16 protein-coding genes are annotated in these 25,110 nt (G+C 67.5%); 9 read left to right on the top strand and 7 right to left on the bottom strand.

Annotation, left to right across the window (positions count from 1 at the left end; translation table 11 throughout):
- The first annotated feature begins 195 nt into the window (after window positions 1-195).
- From AC1DER_RS00210 to pilH, 7 genes are all read left to right on the top strand, one after another.
- Window positions 196-3,027 carry a 2-oxoglutarate dehydrogenase E1 component gene (locus AC1DER_RS00210; RefSeq protein ID WP_441814641.1) on the top strand — a complete coding sequence of 944 codons (2,832 nt, stop codon included), beginning with the start codon at window positions 196-198 and terminating at the stop codon, window positions 3,025-3,027.
- 84 nt (window positions 3,028-3,111) lie between these two features.
- A complete protein-coding gene (sucB, locus tag AC1DER_RS00205) occupies window positions 3,112-4,338 on the top strand; it encodes a dihydrolipoyllysine-residue succinyltransferase (RefSeq protein ID WP_477245091.1) in 1,227 nt (408 codons plus the stop codon).
- 31 nt (window positions 4,339-4,369) lie between these two features.
- Entirely contained in the window at window positions 4,370-5,812 is a 1,443-nt protein-coding gene (lpdA, locus tag AC1DER_RS00200) for a dihydrolipoyl dehydrogenase (protein WP_477245089.1), read from the top strand.
- Between the two features lie 93 nt (window positions 5,813-5,905).
- Window positions 5,906-6,763, top strand: coding sequence for a class I SAM-dependent methyltransferase (locus tag AC1DER_RS00195; RefSeq protein ID WP_441814644.1), 858 nt, complete (start codon window positions 5,906-5,908; stop codon window positions 6,761-6,763).
- Window positions 6,764-6,802: 39 nt separating this feature from the next.
- Window positions 6,803-7,396, top strand: a complete 594-nt coding sequence (locus tag AC1DER_RS00190; protein ID WP_441814645.1) for an LOG family protein — start codon at window positions 6,803-6,805, stop codon at window positions 7,394-7,396.
- 20 nt (window positions 7,397-7,416) lie between these two features.
- On the top strand, window positions 7,417-8,412 hold the full coding sequence (locus AC1DER_RS00185) for a YhdH/YhfP family quinone oxidoreductase (RefSeq protein ID WP_477245086.1): 996 nt from the start codon (window positions 7,417-7,419) through the stop codon (window positions 8,410-8,412).
- Between the two features lie 146 nt (window positions 8,413-8,558).
- The gene (pilH, locus tag AC1DER_RS00180) at window positions 8,559-8,924 is read left to right on the top strand and encodes a twitching motility response regulator PilH (protein WP_441814647.1); all 366 of its coding nucleotides are present in this window, start codon (window positions 8,559-8,561) and stop codon (window positions 8,922-8,924) included.
- Window positions 8,925-8,988: 64 nt separating this feature from the next.
- Here pilH and AC1DER_RS00175 read toward each other — a convergent pair whose 3' ends face one another.
- On the bottom strand, window positions 8,989-9,897 hold the full coding sequence (locus AC1DER_RS00175; RefSeq protein WP_441814648.1) for a DnaJ C-terminal domain-containing protein: 909 nt from the start codon (window positions 9,895-9,897) through the stop codon (window positions 8,989-8,991).
- Between the two features lie 169 nt (window positions 9,898-10,066).
- Here AC1DER_RS00175 and AC1DER_RS00170 point away from each other — a divergent pair, with 169 nt between their 5' ends.
- Complete coding sequence (locus tag AC1DER_RS00170) at window positions 10,067-10,555, top strand: peroxiredoxin (RefSeq protein ID WP_441814649.1); 489 nt, start codon at window positions 10,067-10,069, stop codon at window positions 10,553-10,555.
- A 15-nt stretch (window positions 10,556-10,570) separates the two neighbouring features.
- Here AC1DER_RS00170 and pbpC read toward each other — a convergent pair whose 3' ends face one another.
- On the bottom strand, window positions 10,571-12,895 hold the full coding sequence (gene pbpC / locus AC1DER_RS00165; protein WP_477245154.1) for a penicillin-binding protein 1C: 2,325 nt from the start codon (window positions 12,893-12,895) through the stop codon (window positions 10,571-10,573).
- Window positions 12,896-12,975: 80 nt separating this feature from the next.
- A complete protein-coding gene (locus tag AC1DER_RS00160) occupies window positions 12,976-17,862 on the bottom strand; it encodes an alpha-2-macroglobulin family protein (RefSeq protein ID WP_477245152.1) in 4,887 nt (1,628 codons plus the stop codon).
- 311 nt (window positions 17,863-18,173) lie between these two features.
- Here AC1DER_RS00160 and AC1DER_RS00155 point away from each other — a divergent pair, with 311 nt between their 5' ends.
- A complete protein-coding gene (locus tag AC1DER_RS00155; RefSeq protein WP_477245083.1) occupies window positions 18,174-19,136 on the top strand; it encodes a glycosyltransferase family 9 protein in 963 nt (320 codons plus the stop codon).
- Window positions 19,137-19,234: 98 nt separating this feature from the next.
- Here the strand turns inward: AC1DER_RS00155 and gyrA are convergent, their stop codons facing one another.
- From gyrA to AC1DER_RS00135, 4 genes are all read right to left on the bottom strand, one after another.
- Complete coding sequence (gyrA, locus tag AC1DER_RS00150) at window positions 19,235-21,880, bottom strand: DNA gyrase subunit A (protein WP_477245081.1); 2,646 nt, start codon at window positions 21,878-21,880, stop codon at window positions 19,235-19,237.
- Between the two features lie 386 nt (window positions 21,881-22,266).
- Window positions 22,267-23,322 carry an S-methyl-5-thioribose-1-phosphate isomerase gene (mtnA, locus tag AC1DER_RS00145; RefSeq protein ID WP_477245079.1) on the bottom strand — a complete coding sequence of 352 codons (1,056 nt, stop codon included), beginning with the start codon at window positions 23,320-23,322 and terminating at the stop codon, window positions 22,267-22,269.
- A 102-nt stretch (window positions 23,323-23,424) separates the two neighbouring features.
- Complete coding sequence (locus AC1DER_RS00140) at window positions 23,425-24,147, bottom strand: DUF3011 domain-containing protein (RefSeq protein ID WP_477245077.1); 723 nt, start codon at window positions 24,145-24,147, stop codon at window positions 23,425-23,427.
- A 157-nt stretch (window positions 24,148-24,304) separates the two neighbouring features.
- Window positions 24,305-24,991: a DUF3011 domain-containing protein gene (locus tag AC1DER_RS00135; protein ID WP_477245075.1), complete on the bottom strand. Its 687-nt coding sequence runs from the start codon at window positions 24,989-24,991 to the stop codon at window positions 24,305-24,307.
- Window positions 24,992-25,110: the final 119 nt, after the last annotated feature.

Raw genomic sequence — 25,110 nt, 5'->3', positions numbered from 1 at the left:
TCACCCTTGAAGCGGCCCGTGGCGACCCAACGCTATGTGACCAAGGGCTTGGCTGCAGTGGCTGATTCGACATAAGTGTTAGCCGTTTACCACCAGCCAAGGGCTATAATTCCGAATCTTGGCGCCTGAATAGCCGTACAAGCGTGCAATCCAGGCCTCCTCCGCCTTCTCCCACCGAGTTTCCCGATCACCATCGTGGACAGTCTCCTGAAGCAGTTCTCCCAGTCCTCCCAGCTCGGCGCCAATGCCGCTTTCGTCGAGGACCTGTACGAGCAGTACCTGGTTTCCCCCGACAGTGTCGACCCGAAATGGAAGGCGTATTTCGACGGCTTCAAGGGCCGCGAAGCCGGTGACGTGCCGCATTCGGCCGTCATCGACACCATCGCCCAGGCCGGTCGCATGGCTGCCCGCGGGGTCGTTTCCGTGGCCGCCGGTGCAGGCGACGAGCGCGAGCGCGAAGTCGGCCGCCTGATCACGGCGTACCGGTCGCGTGGCCACCTGGGTGCCGACATCGACCCGCTTGGCCTGTTGCAGAAGCCCGAAGCGCCGGACCTCGAGTTGGGTTTCCACCACCTGACCAACAACGACCTCAAGGCCGAGTTCAGCACCGGCGGCGTCGGTGGCAACGAGCGCATGAAGCTGGGCGACCTGCTCGCGCTGCTCAAGGCCACCTACACCGGCCCGATCGGCGCCGAGTTCATGCACATCTCCGACTCCGAACAGCGGCGTTGGTTGTATGAGCGCCTGGAAAAGGCCGGCGGCAAGTTCGGCCGCAGCAGCGATGACAAGAAGCGCATCCTCGAGCGCCTCACCGCCGCCGATGGCCTGGAACGCTACCTGGGCACCAAGTACGTCGGGCAGAAGCGCTTCTCGCTGGAAGGCGGCGATGCGCTGATCCCGTTGATGGACTCCACCGTGCGCCGCGCCGGCGAACAGGGTGCCAAGGACGTGGTCATCGGCATGGCCCACCGCGGCCGTCTCAACGTGCTGATCAACACCCTGGGCAAGCCGCCGCGTCACCTGTTCGACGAGTTCGAAGGCAAGTTCGAGCACGTCCACAGCGACCTGGCGCACCAGGGCGACGTGAAGTACCACATGGGCTTCTCGGCCGACGTCGCCACTCCGGGCGGCCCGGTCCACCTGGCGCTGGCGTTCAACCCGTCGCACCTGGAGATCGTCGATCCGGTCGTGGTTGGCAGCGTTCGTTCGCGCCAGACCCGCCGCGGCGACAAGGGCCACCAGCAGGTGCTGCCGATCCTGATCCACGGCGACGCCGCGTTTGCCGGCCAGGGCGTGGTGATGGAGCTGTTCCAGATGTCGCAGGCACGCGGTTTCCGCGTTGGCGGCACGGTCCACATCGTCATCAACAACCAGGTCGGCTTCACCACCAGCGCCGTCCAGGACGCGCGCTCGACCCTGTACTGCACCGACGTGGCCAAGATGGTCGACGCACCGGTGCTGCACGTGAACGGTGACGACCCGGAAGCGGTGGTGTTCTGCGCCGAGCTGGCGCTGGACTTCCGCAACAGGTTCGGCAAGGACGTGGTCATCGACCTGGTCTGCTACCGCCGCCACGGCCACAACGAGGCCGACGAGCCGGCGGCGACGCAGCCGGTGATGTACCAGATCATCCGCAAGCACAAGACGCCGCGCGAGCTGTACGCGACGAAGCTGGTTGCCGAAGGCACGCTGAGCGCCGACGAGGCGCAGGCGCTGGTCGACGGCTACCGCCAGAAGCTCGACGACGGCGCGGTCACCACCGAAGTGGTCGAGGTCAAGCCGGACGAGTTCACCATCGACTGGTCGAACTACCTCTCGGGCAAGCTCAGCGACAAGGTCGACACCACCTTCGACCGCAAGAAGCTCGACAAGCTGGCCGTCACCATCAACGACGTCCCGGCCGACCTCAAGCTGCACCCGCGCGTGGCCAAGATCTACGACGACCGCCGCAAGATGATCGCCGGCGAGCTCGGCGGCGACTGGGGCTTCGCCGAGAACCTGGCCTACGCCACCCTCGTCGACGAAGGCTACAAGCTGCGCCTGGTCGGCCAGGACTGCGGTCGCGGCACGTTCTTCCACCGCCACGCGATCCTGCACGAGCAGACCAACGACGAGTACGTCCTGCCGCTGCGCCGCCTGGTCAAGAACCCGTCGGATGTCACCATCATCGACTCGCTGCTCAGCGAGGAAGCGGTGATGGCGTTCGAGTACGGCTACGCCACCGCCGATCCCATGACGCTCGACATCTGGGAAGCGCAGTTCGGCGATTTCGCCAACGGCGCGCAGGTCGTGATCGACCAGTTCCTGTCCTCGGGCGAGGCCAAGTGGGGTCGTCTGTGCGGGCTGGCGCTGTTCCTGCCGCACGGCTACGAAGGCCAGGGCCCGGAGCACAGCTCCGCACGCCTGGAGCGCTTCCTGCAGCTGTGCGCGCTGGAGAACATGATCGTCTGCACGCCGACCACGCCGGCACAGGCCTACCACATGATCCGCCGGCAGATGCGCATGACCACGCGCAAGCCGCTGGTGGTGATGACGCCCAAGTCGCTGCTGCGCCACAAGCTGGCGGTGTCGACGATGGACGAGCTGGCCAAGGGCGAGTTCCAGCAGCTGATCCCGGATGCCAGCGCCGACGCCAAGAAGGTCAAGCGCGTGGTCTTCTGCGGCGGCAAGGTCTACTACGACCTGCTCGAGGAACAGCAGAAGCAGGGCCTGACCGACGTCGCCATCGTCCGCGTCGAACAGCTGTATCCGTTCCCGCGTCCGCAGCTGGTGGCCGAACTCAAGCGTTTCACCAAGGCCACCGACGTGGTCTGGTGCCAGGAAGAGCCGCAGAACCAGGGCGCGTGGTACCAGATCCGCCACCACCTGGCGGCCTGCCTGCAGTCCGGGCAGACGCTGCACTACGCAGGTCGCGCGCGTTCGCCGTCGCCGGCTGCCGGCCACCTCGCCGACCATGTCGCCGAGCAGGCCGCGCTGGTCGCCGACGCGCTGCGCAACCCGCTGCGCGGCGAAGTCACCGCAGAGTAACCATCGTGTCGCCCCGGGCAGCGCCGTCGCCGCCCGGGCATCAAGATTCCTCATTACGTTCGGAATGACATTAGGACGCACCCCATGAGCACCGAAATCAAAGTTCCCGTTCTGCCCGAATCCGTCTCCGACGCCACCATCGCGACCTGGCACAAGAAAGTCGGCGACGCGGTCAAGCGCGACGAGAACCTGGTTGACCTGGAAACCGACAAGGTCGTCCTGGAAGTCCCCTCGCCCGTCGACGGCGTGCTCAAGGAAATCAAGTTCGCCGAAGGAACCACGGTCGTCAGCGAGCAGCTGATCGCCGTGGTCGAAGCCGGCGCGGTTGCCGCCGCGGCTCCGGCCGCCGCGACCAAGGCCGAGGCCATCGACGCCAAGAACGTTGCCGCCACGACGGCCGAAGCGCAGCCGGTGCAGCCCAAGGCCGAGGCCGCCAAGGCCGCTCCGGCCGCTGCCGCCACCGAAAGCCTGCCGCCGGGCGCGCGTTTCACCGCCGTCACCCAGGGCATCGACCCGGCACAGGTCGACGGCACGGGCCGTCGCGGCGCGGTGACCAAGGAAGACCTGGTCAACTACGCCTCGGGCAAGGGCGTCGGCGCCTCCGGCGGCGCGCGTCCGGAAGAGCGCGTGCCGATGACCCGAATCCGCGCCCGCATCGCCGAGCGCCTGATGCAGTCGAAGAATTCGATCGCCATGCTGACCTCGTTCAACGAGGTCAACCTGGGCAAGGTCATGGCCATGCGCAAGGAGCTGGGCGAGCAGTTCGAGAAGGCCAACGGCATCAAGCTGGGCTTCATGAGTTTCTTCGCCAAGGCCGCCGCCAACGCGCTGCAGAAGTACCCGGTGGTCAATGCCTCGGTCGACGGCAATGACGTGATCTACCACGGCTACGCCGACATCTCGATCGCGGTCTCGACCGAGAAGGGCCTGGTCACGCCGGTGCTGCGCAATGTCGAGCGCATGGGCTTTGCCGACATCGAGAAGGGCATCGCCGATTACGCCAAGAAGGCGCGCGACGGCAAGCTCGGCCTCGATGACCTGCAAGGCGGCACGTTCACGATCACCAACGGTGGCACCTTCGGTTCGCTGATGTCGACGCCAATCGTCAACCCGCCGCAGTCGGCGATCCTGGGCATGCATGCCATCAAGGAACGCGCGATCGTCGAGAACGGCCAGGTCATTGCTGCGCCGATGATGTACATCGCGCTCTCGTACGACCACCGCATCATCGACGGCAAGGAAGCGGTGCTGTTCCTGGTCGACATCAAAAACCAGCTCGAGAATCCGCACCGCATGCTGCTGGGCATGTGATTTGGTGAATGAAAAGCAAAGGATCAAAATCGTGAGCGAACAGCAGACCTTCGACGTTGTCGTCATCGGCGCCGGCCCGGCCGGCTACCACGCCGCCATCCGCGCCGCCCAGCTCGGCCTGAAGACCGCGTGCATCGACGCCGCGCTCGGCAAGGACGGCAAGCCCGCCCTCGGCGGCACCTGCCTGCGCGTGGGCTGCATTCCGTCCAAGGCGCTGCTCGACAGCTCGCGCCAGTTCTACAACCTGCAGCACCTGTTCGGTGAGCACGGCATCACCACCAAGGACGCCAAGATCGACGTCGGCACCATGATCGCCCGCAAGGACAAGATCGTGAAGCAGTTCACCGGCGGCATCGCGATGCTGTTCAAGGCCAACAAGATCACGCCGTTCTATGGTTTTGGCCAGCTGCAGCCGGGCAACGTGGTGAAGGTCAAGCAGCACGACGGTTCCGAGGTCGAGCTCAAGGGCACCAACGTGATCCTGGCTGCCGGTTCGGATTCGATCGAGCTGCCGTTCGCCAAGTTCGACAACGACACCATCGTCGACAACGTCGGCGCGCTCGACTTCACCGCCGTGCCCAAGCGCCTTGGCGTGATCGGCGCCGGCGTGATCGGCCTTGAGCTGGGCAGCGTGTGGAAGCGCCTGGGCGCCGAGGTCACCATCCTCGAAGCCCTGCCCGACTTCCTTGCCGCCGCCGATGCCGAGGTCGCAAAGACCGCCGCCCGCGAGTTCAAGAAGCAGGGCCTGGACATCAAGCTCGGCGCGAAGGTGAGCAAGGCCGAAGTGAAGACCAAGGGCAAGTCGAAGGAAGTCGAAGTCACCTACACCGACGCCGAAGGCGAGAAGACGATCGTAGTCGACAAGCTGCTGGTTTCGGTCGGCCGTCGCGCCGCCAGCAAGGGCCTGCTGGCCGATGGCACCGGCGTCAAGCTCGATGCCCGCGGCATGATCGAAGTCGACGAGCATTGCCACACCGGCGTCAACGGTGTCTGGGCGGTCGGTGACTGCGTGCGCGGGCCGATGCTGGCGCACAAGGGCTTCGAGGAAGGCATCGCCGTGGCCGAGCTGATCGCCGGCCTGCCGGGCCACGTCAACCTCGACACGGTACCGTGGGTGATCTACACCGAGCCGGAGATTGCCTGGGTCGGCAAGACCGAGCAGCAGCTCAAGGCCGAAGGCACGCCGTTCAAGACGGGCAGCTTCCCGTTCGCCGCCATCGGCCGCGCCGTGGCGATGGGCGAGCCGGCCGGCTTCGTCAAGGTGATCGCGCATGCCGAGACGGACCTGGTCCTGGGCCTGCACCTGGTCGGCGTCGGTGTTTCCGAGCTCGTCCACGAAGGCGTGCTGACGATGGAGTTCAAGGGCTCGGCCGACGACCTGGCGCGCATCTGCCACGCCCACCCGACGCTGTCGGAGGCGATCCACGACGCCGCCATGGCGGTCGACAAGCGCTCGATCCACAAGGCGAACTGATCGTCTCGCAGATCTCGTCGCCGATCATCGAGCCGGAAGGCCGCCATCACGCAGGTGCTGGCGGCCTTTTGCGTTCACGACAGGAGCACAACGATGGCTGACGCCAACCCGATCCGTAACGTCTCCGACACCGCCGCCTGGGTGGCGGTCTATCGCGCGATGGAGAGCGACCGCCCGGACGCGATCTTCCGCGACCCGTATGCGCGCCGTCTCGCCGGGGAACGCGGCCAGGCCATCGTCGATGCGATGCCGCAGGGCGCGTCGATGAGCTGGCCGATGGTGGTGCGCACGGCGGTCATGGACGAGATCATCCTGCGCTGCGTGCAGCAGGGCGCGACCACGGTGCTCAACCTGGCTGCGGGACTGGATGCGCGCGCCTACCGCTTGCCGCTGCCCTCGACGCTGCGCTGGTTGCATGTCGACCTCCCCGACATGGTCGACCACTTCCGCCGGCACATGGCCAGCGAAACGCCGAACTGCGCGGTCGAGTTCATCCCTGCCGATCTGCGCGAACGCGCGGTGCGCCATGAAGTCTTCGCCCATGCCGCCGGCCACGGCCCCATGCTGGTGATCACCGAGGGCCTGCTGGTTTACCTGGAGGCCGAGAACGTCGCCGAACTTGCCGCCGACCTGCACGACGTGGCACAGGCACAGTGGTGGTTGACCGACCTGGCCTCGCCGAGATTGCTGAAGTTCCTCGAGAAGCGCTGGTCGCCGAAGCTGCGTGAAGGCAATGCGCCATTCCGGTTTGGCCCGGCCGAGGGCACCGCCTTCTTCGCGCCCTTCGGCTGGGACGAGGTCGAGTTCCGCTCGAGCTGGACCGAATCGCTGCGCCTCAATCGCACCGCGCCGCACGCCTGGCTGTGGAAACTGCTGCGCCTGCTGCAGCCCAGGCGCCTGCGTGAGGAGATGGTGCGCATGTCCGGCATCGTCCTGTTCCGCGCACGATGAACGTCCGCCCCGTCCTGCCTGTCCATCCCGGTCAATGAAATGAAGAATGTCTGCGTCTATTGCGGCTCCAATGCCGGCGCCAAGCCCATCTACACCGAGCGCGCGATCGCCCTGGGCACGGAACTGGCCAAGCGCGGGATCGGCCTGGTCTATGGCGGCGGCAATGTCGGGTTGATGGGCGTGGTTGCCGATTCCGTGCTCGCCGCCGGTGGCGAAGTGACCGGCGTGATCCCCGAGCAACTGGTCAACTGGGAGGTCGCGCACAAGGGCGTGACCCACCTCGAAGTGGTCGGCTCGATGCATGAGCGGAAGGCGCGTATGTTCGACCTGTCGGACGGCTTCATCGCCATGCCCGGCGGTTTCGGCACGCTCGACGAGATGTTCGAGATGCTGACGTGGCGCCAGCTGGGCATTGCCGACAAGCCGTGCACCTTCCTCGACGTGGATGGTTTCTACGAGCCGCTGATCGCGATGATGGACCGCATGGTGTCCGAGCGTTTCCTGCACCCGGACCAGCGCGAGGACCTGTGGCACGGCGACGACATCGGCGCGATGCTGTCGTGGATGGAGGCGTACGAGCCTGCGGCAGCGTCGAAGTGGATGGACGAGAAGCGACGCAAGGCGCTGCGATAACCCCCTCAGGAAACACGACCATGAAGATTCCGACTTCATTCAACGCCTTCCGCATCCATAACGACGACGCTGGTTACCGCAGTGGCATCGAAGCGGTTTCGGTCGACGACCTGGCGCCGGGCGAAGTGGTCATCCGCACCGCCTACTCTTCGGTCAATTTCAAGGACGCCCTCGCCGGCACCGGCCAGGGCAAGATCCTGCGCCGGTTCCCGCTGGTGGGTGGCATCGATGTCGCCGGCCATGTGGTGGCATCGACCGATCCGGCGTTCCGCGAGGGCGACGAAGTCCTCGTCACCGGCTGCGGGCTGAGCGAAACGCGCGACGGTGGTTACAGCCAGTACGCGCGGCTGGAATCGAAGTGGGTGATCGCGCTGCCCAAGGGGCTGAGCCTGCGCGAGAGCATGATCCTGGGCACTGCCGGCTTCACCGCCGCGCTGGCGCTGTTGCGCATGACCGAAAACCGGCAGACGCCCGAGCTCGGTCCGCTCGCTGTCACCGGTGCCAGCGGCGGCGTGGGCTCGCTGGCCCTGGACATCTTCAGTCGCGCCGGCTACCAGGTGCACGCGATCAGCGGCAAGGCCGAACAGAGCGACTACCTCAAGGAGATTGGCGCCAGCGAAGTGCTCGGGCGCGACGCCCTTGCCACGACGCGGCCGATGGAAACGGCGCGCTTCGGCGGTGGTCTCGACAACGTCGGTGGACCGATGCTGACCAGCCTGCTCGCGCAGACCGTGCCGTATGGCAATGTCGCCAGCGCCGGGCTGGCCGCCACGGCCGAACTCGACGCCACCGTGATGCCTTTCATCATTCGCGGCGTGTCGCTGCTGGGCGTCGCCTCGGCCGGCACTGCCCGCGACATCCGCCAGGCCGTCTGGCAGCACCTGGCCAGCGACTGGAAGCCGCGTCATCTCGAGCGCATCTGCACGCGCGAAGTACGGCTGGAACAGTTGCCCGAGGTGTTCGCAACGATGCTGGCGGGCGGTTCGCTTGGGCGCACGCTGGTCGCGGTGGGCTGAGCGCGCCTGCCCTGCCGGCCCGCCGGGACTCTGCCGCAACCGGCACCCGGTTCCCAGTTCCGGTGCCAGCTCCCCGTCCGATTCGGCGACGGCTATTGCGGCCCCATCGCCGACCGCTACAATCGCGTCAGGTTCAGGGGGAACATATGGCGCGCATTCTGATCGTCGACGACTCGCCGTCGCAGCTGATGGGTATCCGTCGCATCGTCGAGAAGCTTGGCCACGAGGCACTGACTGCCGAGGATGGCGCTGCCGGCGTGGAAGCGGCCAAGCGCGAGCTGCCCGACATGGTGCTGATGGACGTCGTCATGCCCAATCTCAACGGTTTCCAGGCGACGCGTTCGATCTGCCGGGATCCGGGCACCAAGCACATCCCGGTCGTGCTGGTCACCACCAAGGACCAGGATACCGACCGCGTGTGGGGCATGCGCCAAGGCGCCAAGGCCTACATCACCAAGCCTTTCAGCGAGAACGACCTGGCCGACATCATCTCGCAGATGATCCCCGCCTGATCCGGACACCGGCGATCCAGGCTGCCTGGATCGCCAAACTGGCCGCCAACCCGGCCACGAGTCCTCAGACGCGGCGCCAGTCGTCGCCGAATGCTTCCCGCATCGTTTCGTAGGCCGCCCGCTGCGCCTCGTTGTGCGCACGCGGTGCGAGCACTTCCAGTTCGACCAGCTGGTCACCCGGCGCGATCCTGCCCGCTGCATCCCCCGGCAATCCGCGTCCGCGCAGGCGCAGCTTGCGGCCGGCCTCGGAGTTGGCGGGGATCTTCAGCTCCACCGGGCCACCCAGTGTCGGCACGCTGACCGAAGCGCCCAGCGCCGCTTCCCATGGCGCCAGCGGCAACACATAGATCACGTTGAGCCCGTCGACTTCCAGTTGCGGGTGCGCGGCGTACTCGATCTCCAGCAACAGATCGCCCTGCACACCCTGCCCGGCCAGGCGGATGACCTGGCCCGGCCGGATGCCCTTGGGGATGCGCACGTCGAGCGTGCGTTCGTTGACGGCGATGCGCACGCTGCCGCCGTCATGGACGGTTTCCAGCGAGACCGCCAGCTTGGCGCGCGTGTCGCCGCTGCCGCGCGCTTGCGGACCGCGCTGGCCGAAACCGCCGCCGCGACCGCGACCGAACATGCTTTCGAAGAAATCGCTGAAGCCGCCGCCGGCGCCGCCGCCGGCGAAGATCTCCTCGAAGTCGACGCCACCGTAACCGCCGCCGCCGAATCCGCCGGGCGGAGGTTGCACCTCATCGCCGGGTCGATAACCGCGCGCGCGCAACTGATCGTACGCGGCGCGCTTCTGCGGGTCGCGCAGCGCCTCGTAGGCTTCGTTGATCGCCTTGAACTTGTCCTCGGCGCCGGCTTCCTTGCTGACGTCGGGGTGGAACTTTCGGGCGAGGCGACGGTAGGCCGTCTTGATCTCGGCCTCGCCGGCGCTGGGCTCGACGCCCAGGGTTTCGTAGTAATCCTTGAACTGCATGGTGTGGCTCCCTCGATGCATGCGCCGCGACTGGCGCGCCCGGAAACGTCCGGCGAACGTGCGTTCCGGCACGCCGCAGACAATGCCAGCCGCGCAGTCGATTTCAAGTGACTTTGACGCGGCATTGCGGGCGCTGCCAGTATGCTGCCCATTCTCACCGGAGTCCTCCATGACCATCCAGATCGGCGATCACATCCCCGAAGTCACCCTGCAGCGCATCCGCGAGGGTGTGGAAACCCTCGACACCAATGCCCTGTTCGACGGACGCAACATCGTCCTGTTCGCGGTGCCGGGCGCGTTCACGCCGACCTGCTCGGAGAAGCACCTGCCCGGCTTCGTGCAGCACTTCGACGAGTTCCGCAGCCAGGGCATCGAAGTGGCCTGCATGTCGGTCAACGATCCGTTCGTGATGCAGGCCTGGGGCGAAAGCCAGCACGTGCCCGAAGGCCTGATGATGCTGGCCGACGGCAACGGCGACTTCGCCCGCGCGCTCGGCCTGGAACTCGACGCCAGCGCCTATGGCATGGGCCGCCGCGCCAAGCGCTTCGCCCTGTATGCCGAGGACGGCGTGGTGAAGCTGCTCAACGTCGAGGCGCCAGGTGAGTTCCGGGTGTCTTCGGCCGAGCACATGCTGGCGCAGCTCAAGCAGGACCTCTGAGCAACACCGCCGCAGTCAGCGCAGCACGCTGAACTGCAACCGCGACCAGGCACCGCTGTCGGCCAGCGCCGTCAGCGTGTGCGGGCCGGTTTCGCCGAAGTCGTGGACGAACGACGCCGCGCCGGCCGACTCGCCGATCAGCCGGCCATCGAGCAACCAGCGGATCCGCGCATCGCTGCCCAGCGCACGCAGGGACAATCGCACCGGATGTTCGCTGCCGGGAGCACGGGCAAGCGTGGCCCGGTCGGCCAGACCATCGATCCGCAATTCCTCGACCGCGTCGCGTCCGTCGGCGGCGCAGTCGGCGGCCAGCGGCGGCAATCGCGCTGCCCGGCGTGTTTCCGCCGGCAACCACGGCGATGCCAGTACCGGCCAGCGCGCCAGCTGGCGCGGTGCGCGCACATGCGCTGCGGAGCACTCGCCCGACAGGCGCAGGCCACTGCGTGCATCGACGTCGAAGCGCTCGATCCCGGCATTCCATAACCGCGCATCGCGCTCGGCCATCGTCGGCGGCTGCGAGCCGTCCAGGGTCCACGCCTGCAGGCGTCGCTGGCACAACTGCGGCGCCTGCGGGTCGGGCGGCAGTCCGAGTGGCCAGCACACTTCGACGCTGGCGACATCGGCCGGCATCGGGCGCGGCGACGAATCGCCGCGCTGACGCGGCAGGCTGTCGATGACCTCGAACAACAACGGCAATGCCGTGACCGCGCCGTATTGGCCGGGCAGTGGCGTGCCGTCCGGGCGGCCAACCCACACCCCGACGGTGTGGCGGCGCGTGCTGCCCAACGCCCAGGCGTCACGGAAGCCGTAACTGGTGCCCGTCTTCCAGGCGACGCGCGGACGGCCACCGGGTTCGAACGTATCGGCGACGCTGCCCGGGCGCGGGTTCGCCTCGAGGATTTCGCGCACGATCCAGGCCGCGCCGGGCGACATCGCACGCCGGTCGATGTGCGCCGCACCTGCGGTGTAACGCACGCGTCCGGCGACGCCGTCGCGGTTGAGCGCGGCGTAGGCGCCCACCAGGTCCTCGAGCCTGGCGCCGGTACCGCCGAGGATCATCGCCAGGTTTGGCGCCCCGCCACGCGGCCACTGCAGGCGAATGCCCGCGTGCGCCAGGCGCGCAGCGAAACGCGATGGACCCACCCGGTCGAGCAGGTCCACGGCCGGAACGTTCAACGACAGGCGCAGCGCCTGCGCCGCGCTGACCGGACCGTTGAACGCCGCGTCGAAATTGCCCGGCCGGTAGCCGCCAAACGATTGCGGCGCATCGACCAGCAGGCTTTCCGAGTGGATCAGGCCGTCATCCAGCGCCAGCCCGTACAGGAACGGCTTGAGCGTCGAACCTGGCGAGCGCCAGGCTTTGACCATGTCGACATGCCCCAGCCGTTCGGTATCGGTGAAGGCGACCGAGCCGACGTAGGCGCGCGCTTCCAGCGTGGCGTTGTCGACCACCAGCAGCGCAGCCGAAGTACGCGGCGGCAGGTCGGAGAAGTAACCAGCGACCCTTTCCTCGAGCGTGCGCTGCAACTCCGCATCCAGCGTCGATACCAGCCTGGGCGAGCGTGGAAATTCGAAGCGCAGACGCTGCGCCAGCAAGGGTGCATGCAGGGGTGGATGCAGCGATCGCGCCACGACCGGTTCGATGCGTGCGTCGGCGACCGCATCGGGCGACCACACCTGCAATGCCTGCATCCGCGTCAGCACCTTGTCGCGGGCGATGCGGGCGCGGCCGGGATCACGGTCCGGGCGCAGCCGCCCGGGTGCCTGCGGCAGCACCGTCAACAGCGCCGCTTCGGCATGCGACAGCCGCGACGCCGGCTTGCCGAGATAGGCCCAGCTGGCGGCTTCGACGCCTTCGACCGTGCCGCCGAAAGGCGCGCGTTGCAGGTAGAGCGCGAGGATCCCGCGTTTTGACAGGTGCACTTCCAGCTGCAGTGCGCGCAGCAGCTGGCGCAACTTCGCCGGCGGCGTGCGGGTGCCCGTGCGCAGTGCAGGATCAAGTATCCGCGCGACCTGCATGGTCAGCGTCGAGCCGCCGGACACCACCCGGCCGCTGCGCAGCCACTGCCCGCCGGCGCGCAGCATCGCCACCGGATTGACGCCGGGGTGCCGCCAGAACCAGCGGTCTTCGTAGTTCAGCAGCGCCTGCAGATACAGCGGCGAGACCTGGTCGATCGTCGTCGGATAGCGCCAGATGCCGCGACGATCGGCGAATGCGCGCAATGGCGTTCCATCGGCGGCCACGACAACCGCGCCCTCGTCGTCGCGGTCGGGCAACGGCAGTGGGAATGCCAGGTCCAGGAGCATGGCCGCGGTGACAAGCGTCAGCGCGGTGAGCATCGCCTTGAGCGCAGGGCGATGCCACCTGCGCTTGAGGGGCGCCGCGTTCGCCGGGATGACGGTGGCGGGTGGCGCTGCGATCACCCGCCTCCGGGTTGCGTCACCGTCACGGTGGCCGGCACGGACTTGCCCACGCCACGCAGATCCGGCCGGTACATGTCTTCCACCAGCGGCGGCGGCACGGTGTAGGTGCCCGGTGTCACCGCGCGCAGCAGGTAGAACAGCCGCGCGGTGTCGCCACTGTCGAGCTTGAGCGCGGCGACGTAGCGGTCATCGCGGAACTCCTCGTGGCGGACCTCGGCCGCATCATCGTGGTCGGCGATCTCGATGCCGTCGATGACCACGCCCGCCCACTGCTTGCCGTCTCCGAGGTTGAAGTTCTCGATCTCCAGTCCGGCCGGCAGCAGGTCGGTCAGCAGTGCATCGGGCATGTCGCGATGGCTGGTGATCGCGACCTGCACGATCAGCGCCTCGCCCTCCTCCAGCTTGCCGCCGCTCCACTCCTTGCCATCGGTGGCGAAGTACCGGCGCGTCACCTTGATCAACGAGTCATCCGGCTCCGGGGCGCGCCGCGGGACGCCGGCCACTTCCAGGCTGGCGTACAGCGGCGGCTCGCCCTTGGCGTTGAAGGACACGCCGCGCAGCAACGTGGCGTAATCGAACACACGACCGACCAGGCGCGCGGCCGGCGCATCGGTGACGACATCGCCGATCTTCCACTGCCCCGAAACCTGCTTGCCCTGCTCCGCCGCGAGCGCCTTGCCCAGACGCACCAGCGCCACCTGCTCCTGCGTGCTGAGCCACATCCAGCCGCTGTTGCGGCGCGCATCGAGCTCCTTGCCCAGCTCCACCGCGCGAGCATCGTAGGCCGGTATGGCCAGGCCGCGCTCATGAAGCAGCGCAATCATCAGTGCATCGTCGCGGATGCGGCTGCCGTAGTCGCCGAGGTATTCGGGACGATCGACGGAGTCGCGTGCGAACCCGTCCGCAATGGCCTTGCCGCCACGTGCCTTGTCGCCCTGCAGGGTCAGTGCCAGGCCAAGGTGCACCAGCGGCAGGCCGGTCAGGCTCTGCTTGCGATCGTTGTCGTAGAGCGCGCGCAGGGTGCCCAGTGGCGCGCGGTTCACGCGCGCGAGCACGAAACCGGCGTAGGCCTGGTAGGCGAACTTGAGGTGATCGCGGGAGTCGTAGCCATAGAACCCCTGCCCCCCCGACAGCAGGTCATCGCTGAGCACCTTCAGCGCCTTCTGCAACACCGCATCGGGCACGGCGAACCCGGCCTCGCGCGCGTCGAGCAGGAACTCGACGACGTAGGGCGTGATCAGGGGATTGACGTAGTCGCCACTGCCCCACATCGAGAAGTGGCCAGAGCCGATCTGCATCGCCGCCAGGCGCCCGAACGCACCTTCCATGCGCGTACGGCGCGCCTTCGCATCCAGCCCCTTCGCCCCGAGCATCTTCGCCGTAGCGTCATCGAGCTCGAGCGCGGCAAAGCCCTTGCTCGTGGTCTGTTCGGCGCAGCCATAGGGATAGTCGAGCGCGCCCTGCAGCGCACTCGCGAACGGAATCGGCGGCAGCGCACTGACCGACAGGCGTGCAGTCACCGATTCACTCATCAGGCCGTCGGCCAGGCCGGTGTCGAACTGCAGCGGGCCGGCCGCATCGAGCACGCGCGTGCGTGCACGCACCACCGAAGGCCACGCCGGCCGCACCGGCACATCGTAGCGGCGGTCGACCGTGTAGCCGTTACCCTGCACCCGCACGCGTACCTGCGCGGTGCTGTAACCCTCTTTCGCCTGCAACGGGAAGGTGTAAGTGGCCTTGGCCTGCGCAGCCAGGCTCGCATTGCGCGCGCCAGCGGTCAGCGCCAGCGGGCCTTCACCGTTGACCTCGACCTTGAACTGGCCATCGCGTCCGGTGAAGTTCTGTATGTCGAGGGTGACGTTGCTGCGGTCGCCGGGTGCGAGCACGCGCGGCAGGCTGGCCTCGGCCAGAACCGGCGCCCGCACGACCGTCTCGCGATCGCGACTGCCGTAGCGGTTGCCCGAGAACGCAAGCGCCGACACGCGCAACGTGCCGTTGAAGTCCGGCACTGCCAGGTTGATGCGCGCATTGCCTCTTGCGTCCAGCTTCACCGGTCCGGCAAACAGGTCCACGGTCTGCACCCGCGCCGTTGGACGCCGCGCCTGCGGCAAGGCCGCCAGCGCCATGTCGCCGCCGAAGCGCAGCTTGGCGATGCCGCCCTCGAAACTCTCGATCACGCGGCCGTAGACATCGTAGGCATCGACGCCGAGGCGACGCTGGGCGAAGAAATGCGCGGCCGCGTCCGGCACCGGGAAACGGGTGATGTTGAGGATGCCGACGTCGACGGCGGATACGGTCACGAATGCATCCTGGCCCGCCAGCTGCGGCACGCTCACCGTCACCGGCAGGTCGTGACCGGGCTGCATCAGCGCCGGCGCCGACAGGCCAACGGCGACCTTGCGCTCGCGCCGGTCCATCGCCACGTGCGCCACGCCGACGGCGCGCGCGGGCGTGACCTTGCTGGGCGCGCTGCCGCCGCGGAACACCAGTGCGGTGACATACACGTCATGGCGCTCCCAGTCGGCGGTCACCGGAATCTCATAGGTGCTGCCGGCCTTGGCGTCGATGTCCTGCACGAAGAGCATGCGGTCGCTCTCGACCATCAGCAGGCCCTTGCCTTCGTGCGGCGGCGTCAGCGTTACCTTGAGTGTGTCGCCGGCGCGATAGGCGGTCTTGTCGAGGGCGAGCTTGACCTTGTCCGGGCGCGCGTCCAGGCCGCGGTTGTCGTCGTCCCAGCTCCACCCGGCGGTGAAGGGGTAGCGGGTGGTGAGTTTCGTCGCGGGATCGAACACATCGACGCGGTAATCGCCCCACTCCACCGGAAAGTCGATCCGCTGCGGCGCCTGGCCGACATCCAGGGTGCGCGTCTGGATGTCTTCGTAGCGCCGGGTGAAGTCGTAATCCCAGCCGCCATCGTCCTGGTAGTTCCAGTGGTAGTCACGATGCTCGCGGACGAGGGTCACGCGCAGGCCCTTGCCGGCGCGCGGCTTGCCGGCACTGTCGACCCGGGTCAGTTCGAAGCCCGCGGTCGCGTTGGCATCGGTGCCTTCCTTGTCGTCGAACAACGGGCGCACGCCGACCAGCGCGCCGGCTGGCCACAGCACGCGTTTGACGCTGCGGTTGACGCTGCGGCCGCCGCTCTCGAAGACACTGCCGGTGACTATCGCGGCGATCGTGCTGACCGGCCTGGCTTCGGCCGGCAGTGCGATGTCCTGCTGCAACTTGCCGCTGGCATCGAGCTTGGTATCGATGACGTCCTTGGCTTCCTTGGGCAGCGACATCGTCGGGTCGCCGAAGAAGTAACCGGGCATCTGTTCCAGCGGATGCTGCTCCACCGCCACCGCCAGCTTGGCGGTGAAGCGGTTTCCGGCAGCAGGGGCGCCGTATAGGTAAGCGCCGTCCACCGCCAGGTGCAGCGGCTCGCCCGGCCTCAACACGGGCTGTGCCTGCAGGTCCAGCTTGAGCCGCTCGGGCAGGAACTCCTCGACCCGCAACGCCATGCCCTGCACCGCTTCCTTGCTGCCCGGATCGGTTCGGAACTCGATGCGCCAGCGGCCAGTCGCCGCATCCACCGGGATCACCTGCGCATGTCGCACGTAGCCCTGCGCGTCCGGTTGCAGGCGCGTCTCGACGAACGTCTTGCCGTCGGGCTGGACGTAGCGCAGGAACAGCGGTTGCAGTGGCTTGCCCCTGGTCGCGACCGGCTGACCGTCCTGGTCGCGCAGCAACGCCGAAACCCGCACCGTTTCGCCGGGGCGATACAGGTCGCGCCCGGACCAGGCGAACACGTCGAACCATGCCTGCTCACGACCGCTCACCGCGAACTCGGACAGGTCGAGCGCCGGCTGGTTGAACGGCAGCATCGACACATCCTTGCCGTGCGTTGCGACCAGCACGTGCGCGGCATCGAGCTTGTAGCCGAGCATGGCATTGCCGTTGCCGTCGGTCTCGCCCTTCAGCACCGTCTCGCCCTTGTCGTCGAGCACCTTCAGCTCGACCGCGCCCACTGCCGATCCGGTGTGCAGCGACGCGGTGTGGACGAAGAGCTTGTCCTGGTAGGCGCGCACGTGCACACCCAGGTCACTGACCGTGAAGAACACGGTTTCAAAACTGTTCTGGAACTGGCCCGTGCGCTTCATAACCGCGAAGTACAGGCCTGGCTGCTGCAGTTCCTTGATGTCCTGCAACGGCAGGTACGTAAGCACGCGCTCGTTGGTCTTGCCACCGAGCACGAACCGGTTCACGTAGACCGGCTCGGCAAGGTGATCCATCGGCGTCTTGTCGCCGTAGTCGTTGGCCAGCTCCCAGCTGCTGCGCCGTCCACCGCGCTGGTACTGGGCGAAGAACCGCGGCAGCTCCTTGTCTTTAACGCGCAGGAACTCGACGTCGACTTCGGCGACATTCACCGACACCACCGGCAGTCCCCGACTCTCGCGCGCCGGCAGCACGCTGCCCTGCGAGGCGAAGCCGACCACGGGGTCGAGCGGCCCGGTGTGGACCTGCTTGCGAAGCTCCTGCCCCAGCCGGTCGCCGGCGGCGGCGGTCAGCCCGCCCTTGATCGTCACCACGTAGTCGCGACTGGCCGCCACGTGCGGGAAGCGCAGCATCTTTGCGTCGTCCGACAGCACCCAGCTGCCCTCGACAACCGCGCCATTCCCATCGGCGACGGCAATCAGTTCGTCGAACGACTGGCTGCCCACCAGCGGCCGGCTGAACTCGAGCGCGATGGCCATCTGCTCGTCGGCCCTCTGGTCCGGGTAGGCGGCGACCAGCGCGAAACCCTGCACCGCCTCGCGCCTGGCGTGCACCGCTTCGCCACTGACCGCGGGCAACTGGCCGTCGGGATCGCGCTTGCAGGCGCAGAGCATCAGCAGCGCTGCCATGCCGATGGCGATCAGGCGCAGGAGCGGCCGGACCCGGGACGTTGCAGACAATGGGGCGTGGACGGTTCCTTCCGCAACGGATACGCGCTTCATGCGACCTCCCCTGATTTTGGCGAAGTATAGGAGCATCGCCATCGGATCGGATCACGCGATCGGCACACGCGATCGGCACACGCGATCGGCCATGGAACATGCCACGCAACGGGCCCCGCAACAGGCCGCATGTGGACGCGCCACCACGGCGATGTGAGCGCTTGTGCGATCATCCGCGCAGCGGGCCCCGACGATCCCAACGCCTTTCCCGGACCACCATGCTGCGCGAAGACCTGCTTCCCCCCGCCAGCGAACCAGGCGCCGCCATGCCCGACCGCATTCCCGGACCGCGACAGCAGATCCTGGTGATCCGCCAGGGCTCGTTCGGCGACCTGGTCCAGGCCGACGGCGCCCTGCGCGACATCCGCGCGCATCACCCGGGCGCGCATATCAGCCTGCTGGTCGCGCCCCAGTTCCACCGGCTGATGCAGCGCTGTCCGCACGTGGACACGCTGATCGACGACCCGCGTGCGCCACTGCTGAACCTGCCTGGCAACCTGGCGTTGCTGCGCAGGCTCCGCGAATCGGGCTTCGCCCGCGTCTACGACCTCCAGGGCAGCCAGCGCACGCGCCTGTACCGGCACCTGATGACGCCCGGGCTGGCATGGCATGGCAAGGACAACCCCGGCTCCAGCGCGGCCCCCGACCGCGCCGCCTACGCGCGCCTGCTCGCCGCTGCGGGCGTGGAGCCGACGCATACCGGTACACCGGACGTGGCCTGGATGGCCGACGACGTTTCGGCGCTGCTCGCCGCCGAGGGCGTCGCTCCGGGTTACATCGCGCTCGTTCCCGGCAGTTCGGCGCGTCACCCGCAAAAGCGCTGGCCGCATTTCGCCGAACTCGCCCGGCGGCTCGTCCAGTCTGGTCGCCAGGTCGTGGTGGCACCGGGGCCGGACGAACTCGACCTCGCACGCACGCTGCCCTGCCAGGTGCTGCTCGGGCCCTCCGGCTTCCTGGACTGGTTCGCCCTTGCCGGGGTGCTGGCCAGGGCGTCGTTCGTGGTCGGAAACGACACCGGCCCGACCCACCTCGCGGCGGCCCTCGGCACCCCAGGCATGGCGCTTTTCGGGCCGCATACCAGCGCCCGCCGCACCGGCATCCGGATGCGTGCGTTCGATGCGATCGAGACGGCGGACCTGGGGCAGTTGTCCGTGGACGAGGTCTTCGCCCGCATTGCCTGAGGTCGCCCGGGCAACGCGGCGCCGCCCGGCTCCACAGCTGCCCGCGTCCACAAACGAAAACGCCGCCTTTCGGCGGCGTCTTCGTAGAAAGCGATCAATCAGCCCGGAATCGGGGCGACGTCGACCGATCCTGCGGCGGTGCCCGGATCGATCACCGCATCGGTGCCGTCTTCGTCCACGTCCAGCGAGGCATCGACGCGCTCGATGGTCTGCAGGCTTTCGTCGGCGGCCAGGCGCATCAGCGTCACGCCCTGGGTGTTGCGGCCCACTTGCGAGATCTCTGCCGCGCGCGTACGCACCAGCGTGCCGCCATCGGAGATCAGCAACACATCGTGGTGATCGGACAGCTGTACCGCGCCCACCAGCGTGCCGTTGCGCTCGGTGGTCTTGAGCGCGATCACACCCTGCGTGCCACGGCCCTTGCGCGGGTACTCCTCCAGCGAAGTGCGCTTGCCGAAGCCGCGTTCGCTGGCGGTGAGGATGTCGCCATCGCCTTCGACCACGATCAGGCTGACCACATGCGCGCCGCTGGTGTCCTGCGCGCCGTCCTCGCCCTCCTCGCCCTCGGCGAGTCGGATGCCGCGCACGCCCGTGGCCGTGCGGCCCATCGAGCGCACCGCGTCTTCGGCGAAGCGCACGGCCTTGCCGTTGCTTGCGAACAGCATGATGTCGCGGGTGCCATCGGTCAGCGACACATCGACCAGGGCGTCGCCGTCGTCGAGGTTGATCGCGATCTTGCCGCGCTGCAGGCGGAAGGCGAACTCGGTCAGCGGCGTCTTCTTGACGGTGCCGTTGCGGGTGGCGAAGAACACGAACTGGTCTTCGACGTACTCGCGCACCGGCAGCACGGCCTGCACCTGCTCGCCGGCTTCCAGCGGGATCCAGTTGATGATCGGACGGCCGCGCGCGTTCGGGCCGGCATCGGGCAACTGGTGCACCGGCAGCCAGAACACGCGACCGGCGCTGGTGAAGGTCAGCAGCGTGTCGTGCGTGTTGACCAGCCACAGGTGGTCGATGAAATCCTCGTCCTTGGTCGCCGCCGCGTTACGGCCCTTGCCGCCACGCTTCTGCGCGCGGTAGGTGCTGACCGGCTGGCGCTTGGCGTAGCCCGAATGCGACAGCGTGACGACCACATCTTCCGGCGCGATCAGGTCGAGGATGTCGAGATCTTCCTCACTGGCACGGATCTCGCTGCGACGCTTGTCGCCGAACTCTTCCTTGACGTTGCGCAGCTCGGTGCGGATCACTTCCAGCAGCACGTTCGGATGCTCGAGGATCTCGATCAGGCCACGGATGGTTTCCAGCAGCAGCTTGTATTCCTCGGTGAGCTTGTCCTGCTCCAGCCCGGTCAGGCGGTGCAGGCGCATCTCGAGGATCTGCTGGGCCTGGGTCTCGGTCAGCTGGTAGAAACCATCGACCAGGCCGACACCGACCGGCAGGTCTTCCGGACGCGAGGCGTCGGAACCGGCCGCCGACAGCAGCGCACCGACCAGGCCGGCTTCCCACTTGCGGGCGAGCATGCGGTCGCGCGCTTCGTTGGGGTTGGCCGAGGTCTTGATCAGCTCGATCATCTCGTCGATGTTGGCCAGCGCAACGGTCAGGCCTTCGAGGATGTGTGCGCGCTGGCGGGCCTTGCGCAGCTCGAAGATGGTGCGGCGGGTCACCACCTCGCGGCGGTGGCGCACGAACACTTCCAGCAGGTCCTTCAGGTTCAGCAGCTTGGGGCGGCCATCGACAATGGCGACCATGTTGATGCCGAACACCGACTCCATCTGCGTCTGCTGATAGAGGTTGTTGAGGACGACCTCGGCCGATTCGCCGCGCTTGACCTCGATGTAGATGCGCATGCCGTCCTTGTCGGACTCATCGCGCAGCTCGCTGATGCCTTCGAGCTTCTTTTCCTTGACCAGCTCGGCGATCTTCTCGATCAGCCGCGCCTTGTTGACCTGGTACGGGATCTCGGAGACCACGATCGCTTCGCGGCCGTTGTCGGCCACCTCGATCTCGGCGCGCGCGCGCATGCGCACGCGGCCGCGGCCGGTGCGGTAGGCATTCACGATGCCGGCCGTGCCGTTGATGATGCCCGCGGTCGGGAAGTCCGGGCCCGGGATGTACTGGATCAGGCCATCGACATCGATCGTCGGGTCATCGATCAGCGCGATGGTCGCGTCGATCACTTCCGACAGGTTGTGCGGCGGGATATTGGTCGCCATGCCGACGGCGATGCCGGCCGAGCCGTTGACCAGCAGGTTCGGCACACGGGTCGGCATGACCGTGGGCTCGAGTTCCTTCTCGTCGTAGTTGGGCTGGAAGTCGACGGTTTCCTTGTCGATGTCCGCCATCAGCTCATGGGCGATGCGCGACATGCGCGCTTCGGTGTATCGCATCGCCGCGGCGTTGTCGCCGTCGATCGAGCCGAAGTTACCCTGGCCGTCGACCAGCATGTAGCGCAGCGAGAACGGCTGGGCCATGCGCACCAGCGTGTCGTAGACCGCGGTGTCGCCGTGCGGGTGGTACTTACCGATGACGTCACCGACGATACGCGCCGATTTGTAATACGGCTTGTTGCTGTGGGCACCGAGCTCGTTCATCGCGTAGAGCACGCGGCGGTGGACCGGCTTGAGTCCGTCGCGCGCGTCCGGGAGCGCGCGCCCCACGATGACGCTCATGGCGTAATCGAGGTAGCTGCGACGCATCTCGTCTTCGAGATTTACCGGGATGATTTCCTTGGCGAGTTCGGCCATCAGGTTTCCGTTCGTTGGTTGTCCGCAGCGACGACTGCGGTCGGGCATCACGTTTGAACACCGCCGCTGCAACTGCCCGGCGGGCCTGCGTCGCGGACCCCGTCAGGGGCCCTCTGACAGCCCGTCGTCGACGGCTTCAAATGGACACGAAATCATAGCACGGAACGGGGTCCGTCTGCTGCCCGATTCCCACGCAGAAACAAGCAGTTGCGGGGGTTTTTAAAGTGGATTTATCGGCAACGGCGGGCCTTGGGAACGCGGCGTCCACCACGCCGCTCCATCAATTCATTGCCCGCCCTTCGTACGGAAGCCGTCATTCCCGCGAAGGCGGGAACCCAGGGACGTCGCTCCTGACTTCATCCCGGCGGGCGCCGGGATGACCCGGCTCAGCCGAAGGCGGCCTTCATCGCCGCTGCATCCGGGCGCTCGATCACCCCGCGCTCGGTCACGATGGCGTCGATCAGCTCGTGCGGGGTGACGTCGAAGACCGGGTTCCAGGCGCCCACGTCCTCGGCCGCGGTGCGTACGCCACCGACGCCGAACAGCTCGCCGGGGTCGCGCTCCTCGATGTGGATCGCGTCGCCGGACGGAGTTTCCATGTCGACCGTCGAGGACGGCGCGACAACCATGAACTTCAGGCCGTGATGGCGCGCTGCAATGGCCAGCTGGTAGGTGCCGATCTTGTTGGCGGTGTCGCCATTGGCACAGATCCGGTCGGCGCCGACCACGACCCACTGCACGTCACCGGTCTTCATCAGGTGCGAGGCCGCCGAGTCGGCGATCAGGGTCGGCGCGATGCCATCCTGCTGCAGCTCCCACACGGTCAGGCGCGCGCCCTGCAGCCAGGGCCGGGTTTCGCCGGCGAAAACCTTGTCGATCCGGCCTTCGGCGACGCCGGCGCGGATCACGCCCAGCGCGGTGCCGAAGCCCGCGGTGGCGAGCGAGCCGGTGTTGCAATGAGTCAGCACGCCGCTGCCAGGTTCGATCAGGGCCGCACCCAGTGCGCCCATGCGGCGGTTTGCAGCCAGGTCCTCGTCGGCGATGGCCTGCGCTTCGCGTTCGATCACTTCGCGCCAGTCGGCGCCTGCCGCAGCCAGCGTGCGACGCATCCGCGCCAGCGCCCAGGCCAGGTTGACCGCGGTCGGGCGGGCTGCGTTGAGTTGCTGCATGGCCGGCTCGAGCCTGGTCGCCGCTTCGGCGCCGTCGCCTGCATCGATCTCACGCGCGGCCAGCACCACGCCCCAGGCCGCGGCGATGCCGATGGCCGGCGCGCCGCGCACGGTGAGCGCGTGGATGGCTTCTGCGACCGCAGCGCTGTCGCGGCACGCCACGTACTCGACCACGAAGGGCAGCTTGCGCTGATCGAGCAGTTCCAGGGCCTGCCCGGTCCAGCGGATCGGGCGGATGCGGTCGTAACGGTCGAAATCGATGGTGGTGTTCATGCCGTGCAGTTTAGCGAACTGCACGCCGCGACTTGGCGACATCCGGGCGCCGGCTGTCCCCGCCGCGTGTGGCGACGGGGACTTGGGAGCACCCGCGTGGCGTCAAAGGACGCTGAAGCTGCCGCGGCAGCCGTCGCTGACCCACACGCCATTGCGGTCCCAGCCCCAGCTCTGGCCTTCGATGCACGGCGCCTTGGACGATTGCTTGACCAGTCGCGCATCGCGACGGATGGTCACGTTGCAGCGGCGCTGGCGGCGATCATCGGAACCGCAGTACAGCTGCTGCGCCTGCCCCCAGCCGCCGGGATAGTTGCCGCCGCCCTGGCCGCCACCCTGGCCGCCACCGTTGCCACCGCCGTGACCGCCGCCGTAGCCACTGGCGAACTCGGCGCGACAGCCGTCATCGACCCAGACGAAGCCGCGGCCGACGCCCCAGCTGCGGCCTTCGACGCACGAGGCCTTGGAGTACTGGCGCACCAGGTAGGCGCTGCGGCCGTCGATCTGGCACTGGTGGTAACGGTTGTCGTTGGAGTCGCAGCGCACATTGCGGCCAACGTTGCCACCGCCATTCCCGCCGCCGTTCCCGCCGCCGTTGCCACCATTCCAGCCGCCCTGGCCGGCGCGCGTCAGTGCGAATTCGGCACGGCAACCGCCGTTGACCCACACGCCACGCCCGTCATAGCCCCAGGTACGCCCTTCGATGCAGGCGTTTTTTGAGAACTGCCGGAACAGCTGCGCGCCGTAACGGGTATCGGCCGCACACTGGCGATAGTGGTTGTCGTTGGATTCGCAGCGAACGGTCTGCACGTTGGTGTATTGCGCCATGGCCGGCGTGGCCACCGTTGAAGCCGCAAGCACAGCCAGAATCCCGAGGCCCCTGGACAAATATCGGGTCATGACCGCTCCGTCGTTTGAGATGGGCCCTACTCTAACGAGGCCGGCTTAACGATTGCCTCACCCCGCGGCCGGCGATGGCAGCCATTCAGCCGCCGCTGATGTCGTCCTTGCGGCGGACTTCGAATTCGGCCCGGCAGCCGTCCTCGACCCAGATCCCGTTCTTGTCCACGCCCCAGCTGCGCCCCTCGACACAGGCCGCGCGCGACAACTGGCGGAACACCTTCACCGCCCCACCCTCGGTATCGGCCGGGCAGTGCCGCGGCAGCTTGTCGTTCGAATCGCAGCGGACGATCTTGCCGGGCGTGGTCTGGGTCGCCACCGCCGCCATCATCCGGAACTCGGCGCGGCAACCACCCGACACCCAGACGCCGCGGTTGTCGGCGCCCCAGTTGTCGCCCTTGATGCACGGGTTCTTCGACAACTGCCGCACCAGCTCGGCGCCGGCGCTGGTGTCGGCATCGCAATGCTGCCAGCGGTTGCCGCGCGATTCGCAACGGACCGTGCGGCTACCGTAGGCGCTGCCGACGCTGCCGCCGTAGCCGAGGACGAACTCGGCGCGGCATCCGTCCCGGACCCAGATGCCCGTGTCGTTGAGGCCCCAGGTGCTTCCCTCGGTGCAATCGGACTTGGACAGGCTGCGCAGCATGCGCACGCCGCCGCGGACGTCCACCGGACAAAGGTGCGCCTGCCCGCCCTTGGACTCGCAACGCACGACACGGTCGCCGTAGAAACGACCGCCCGTGTCCTGTGCCCTAGTCTCAGGCGCGGCCATCAGTAGCAGTGCGTAGAAACAAGTCGAAAACGCCCAGCCGCGCATCGTGCACCCCTGAGTTCACGCAGCCACTCTAAACCGTCCCGGTGAAAACAAACATCCGGGTTTTCCTTAAATTT

Source organism: Lysobacter sp. 05T417, assembly GCF_056396405.1.
Note: the sequence above shows the minus strand (reverse complement) of the source record. Positions and strands in the feature narration are given on the sequence as shown.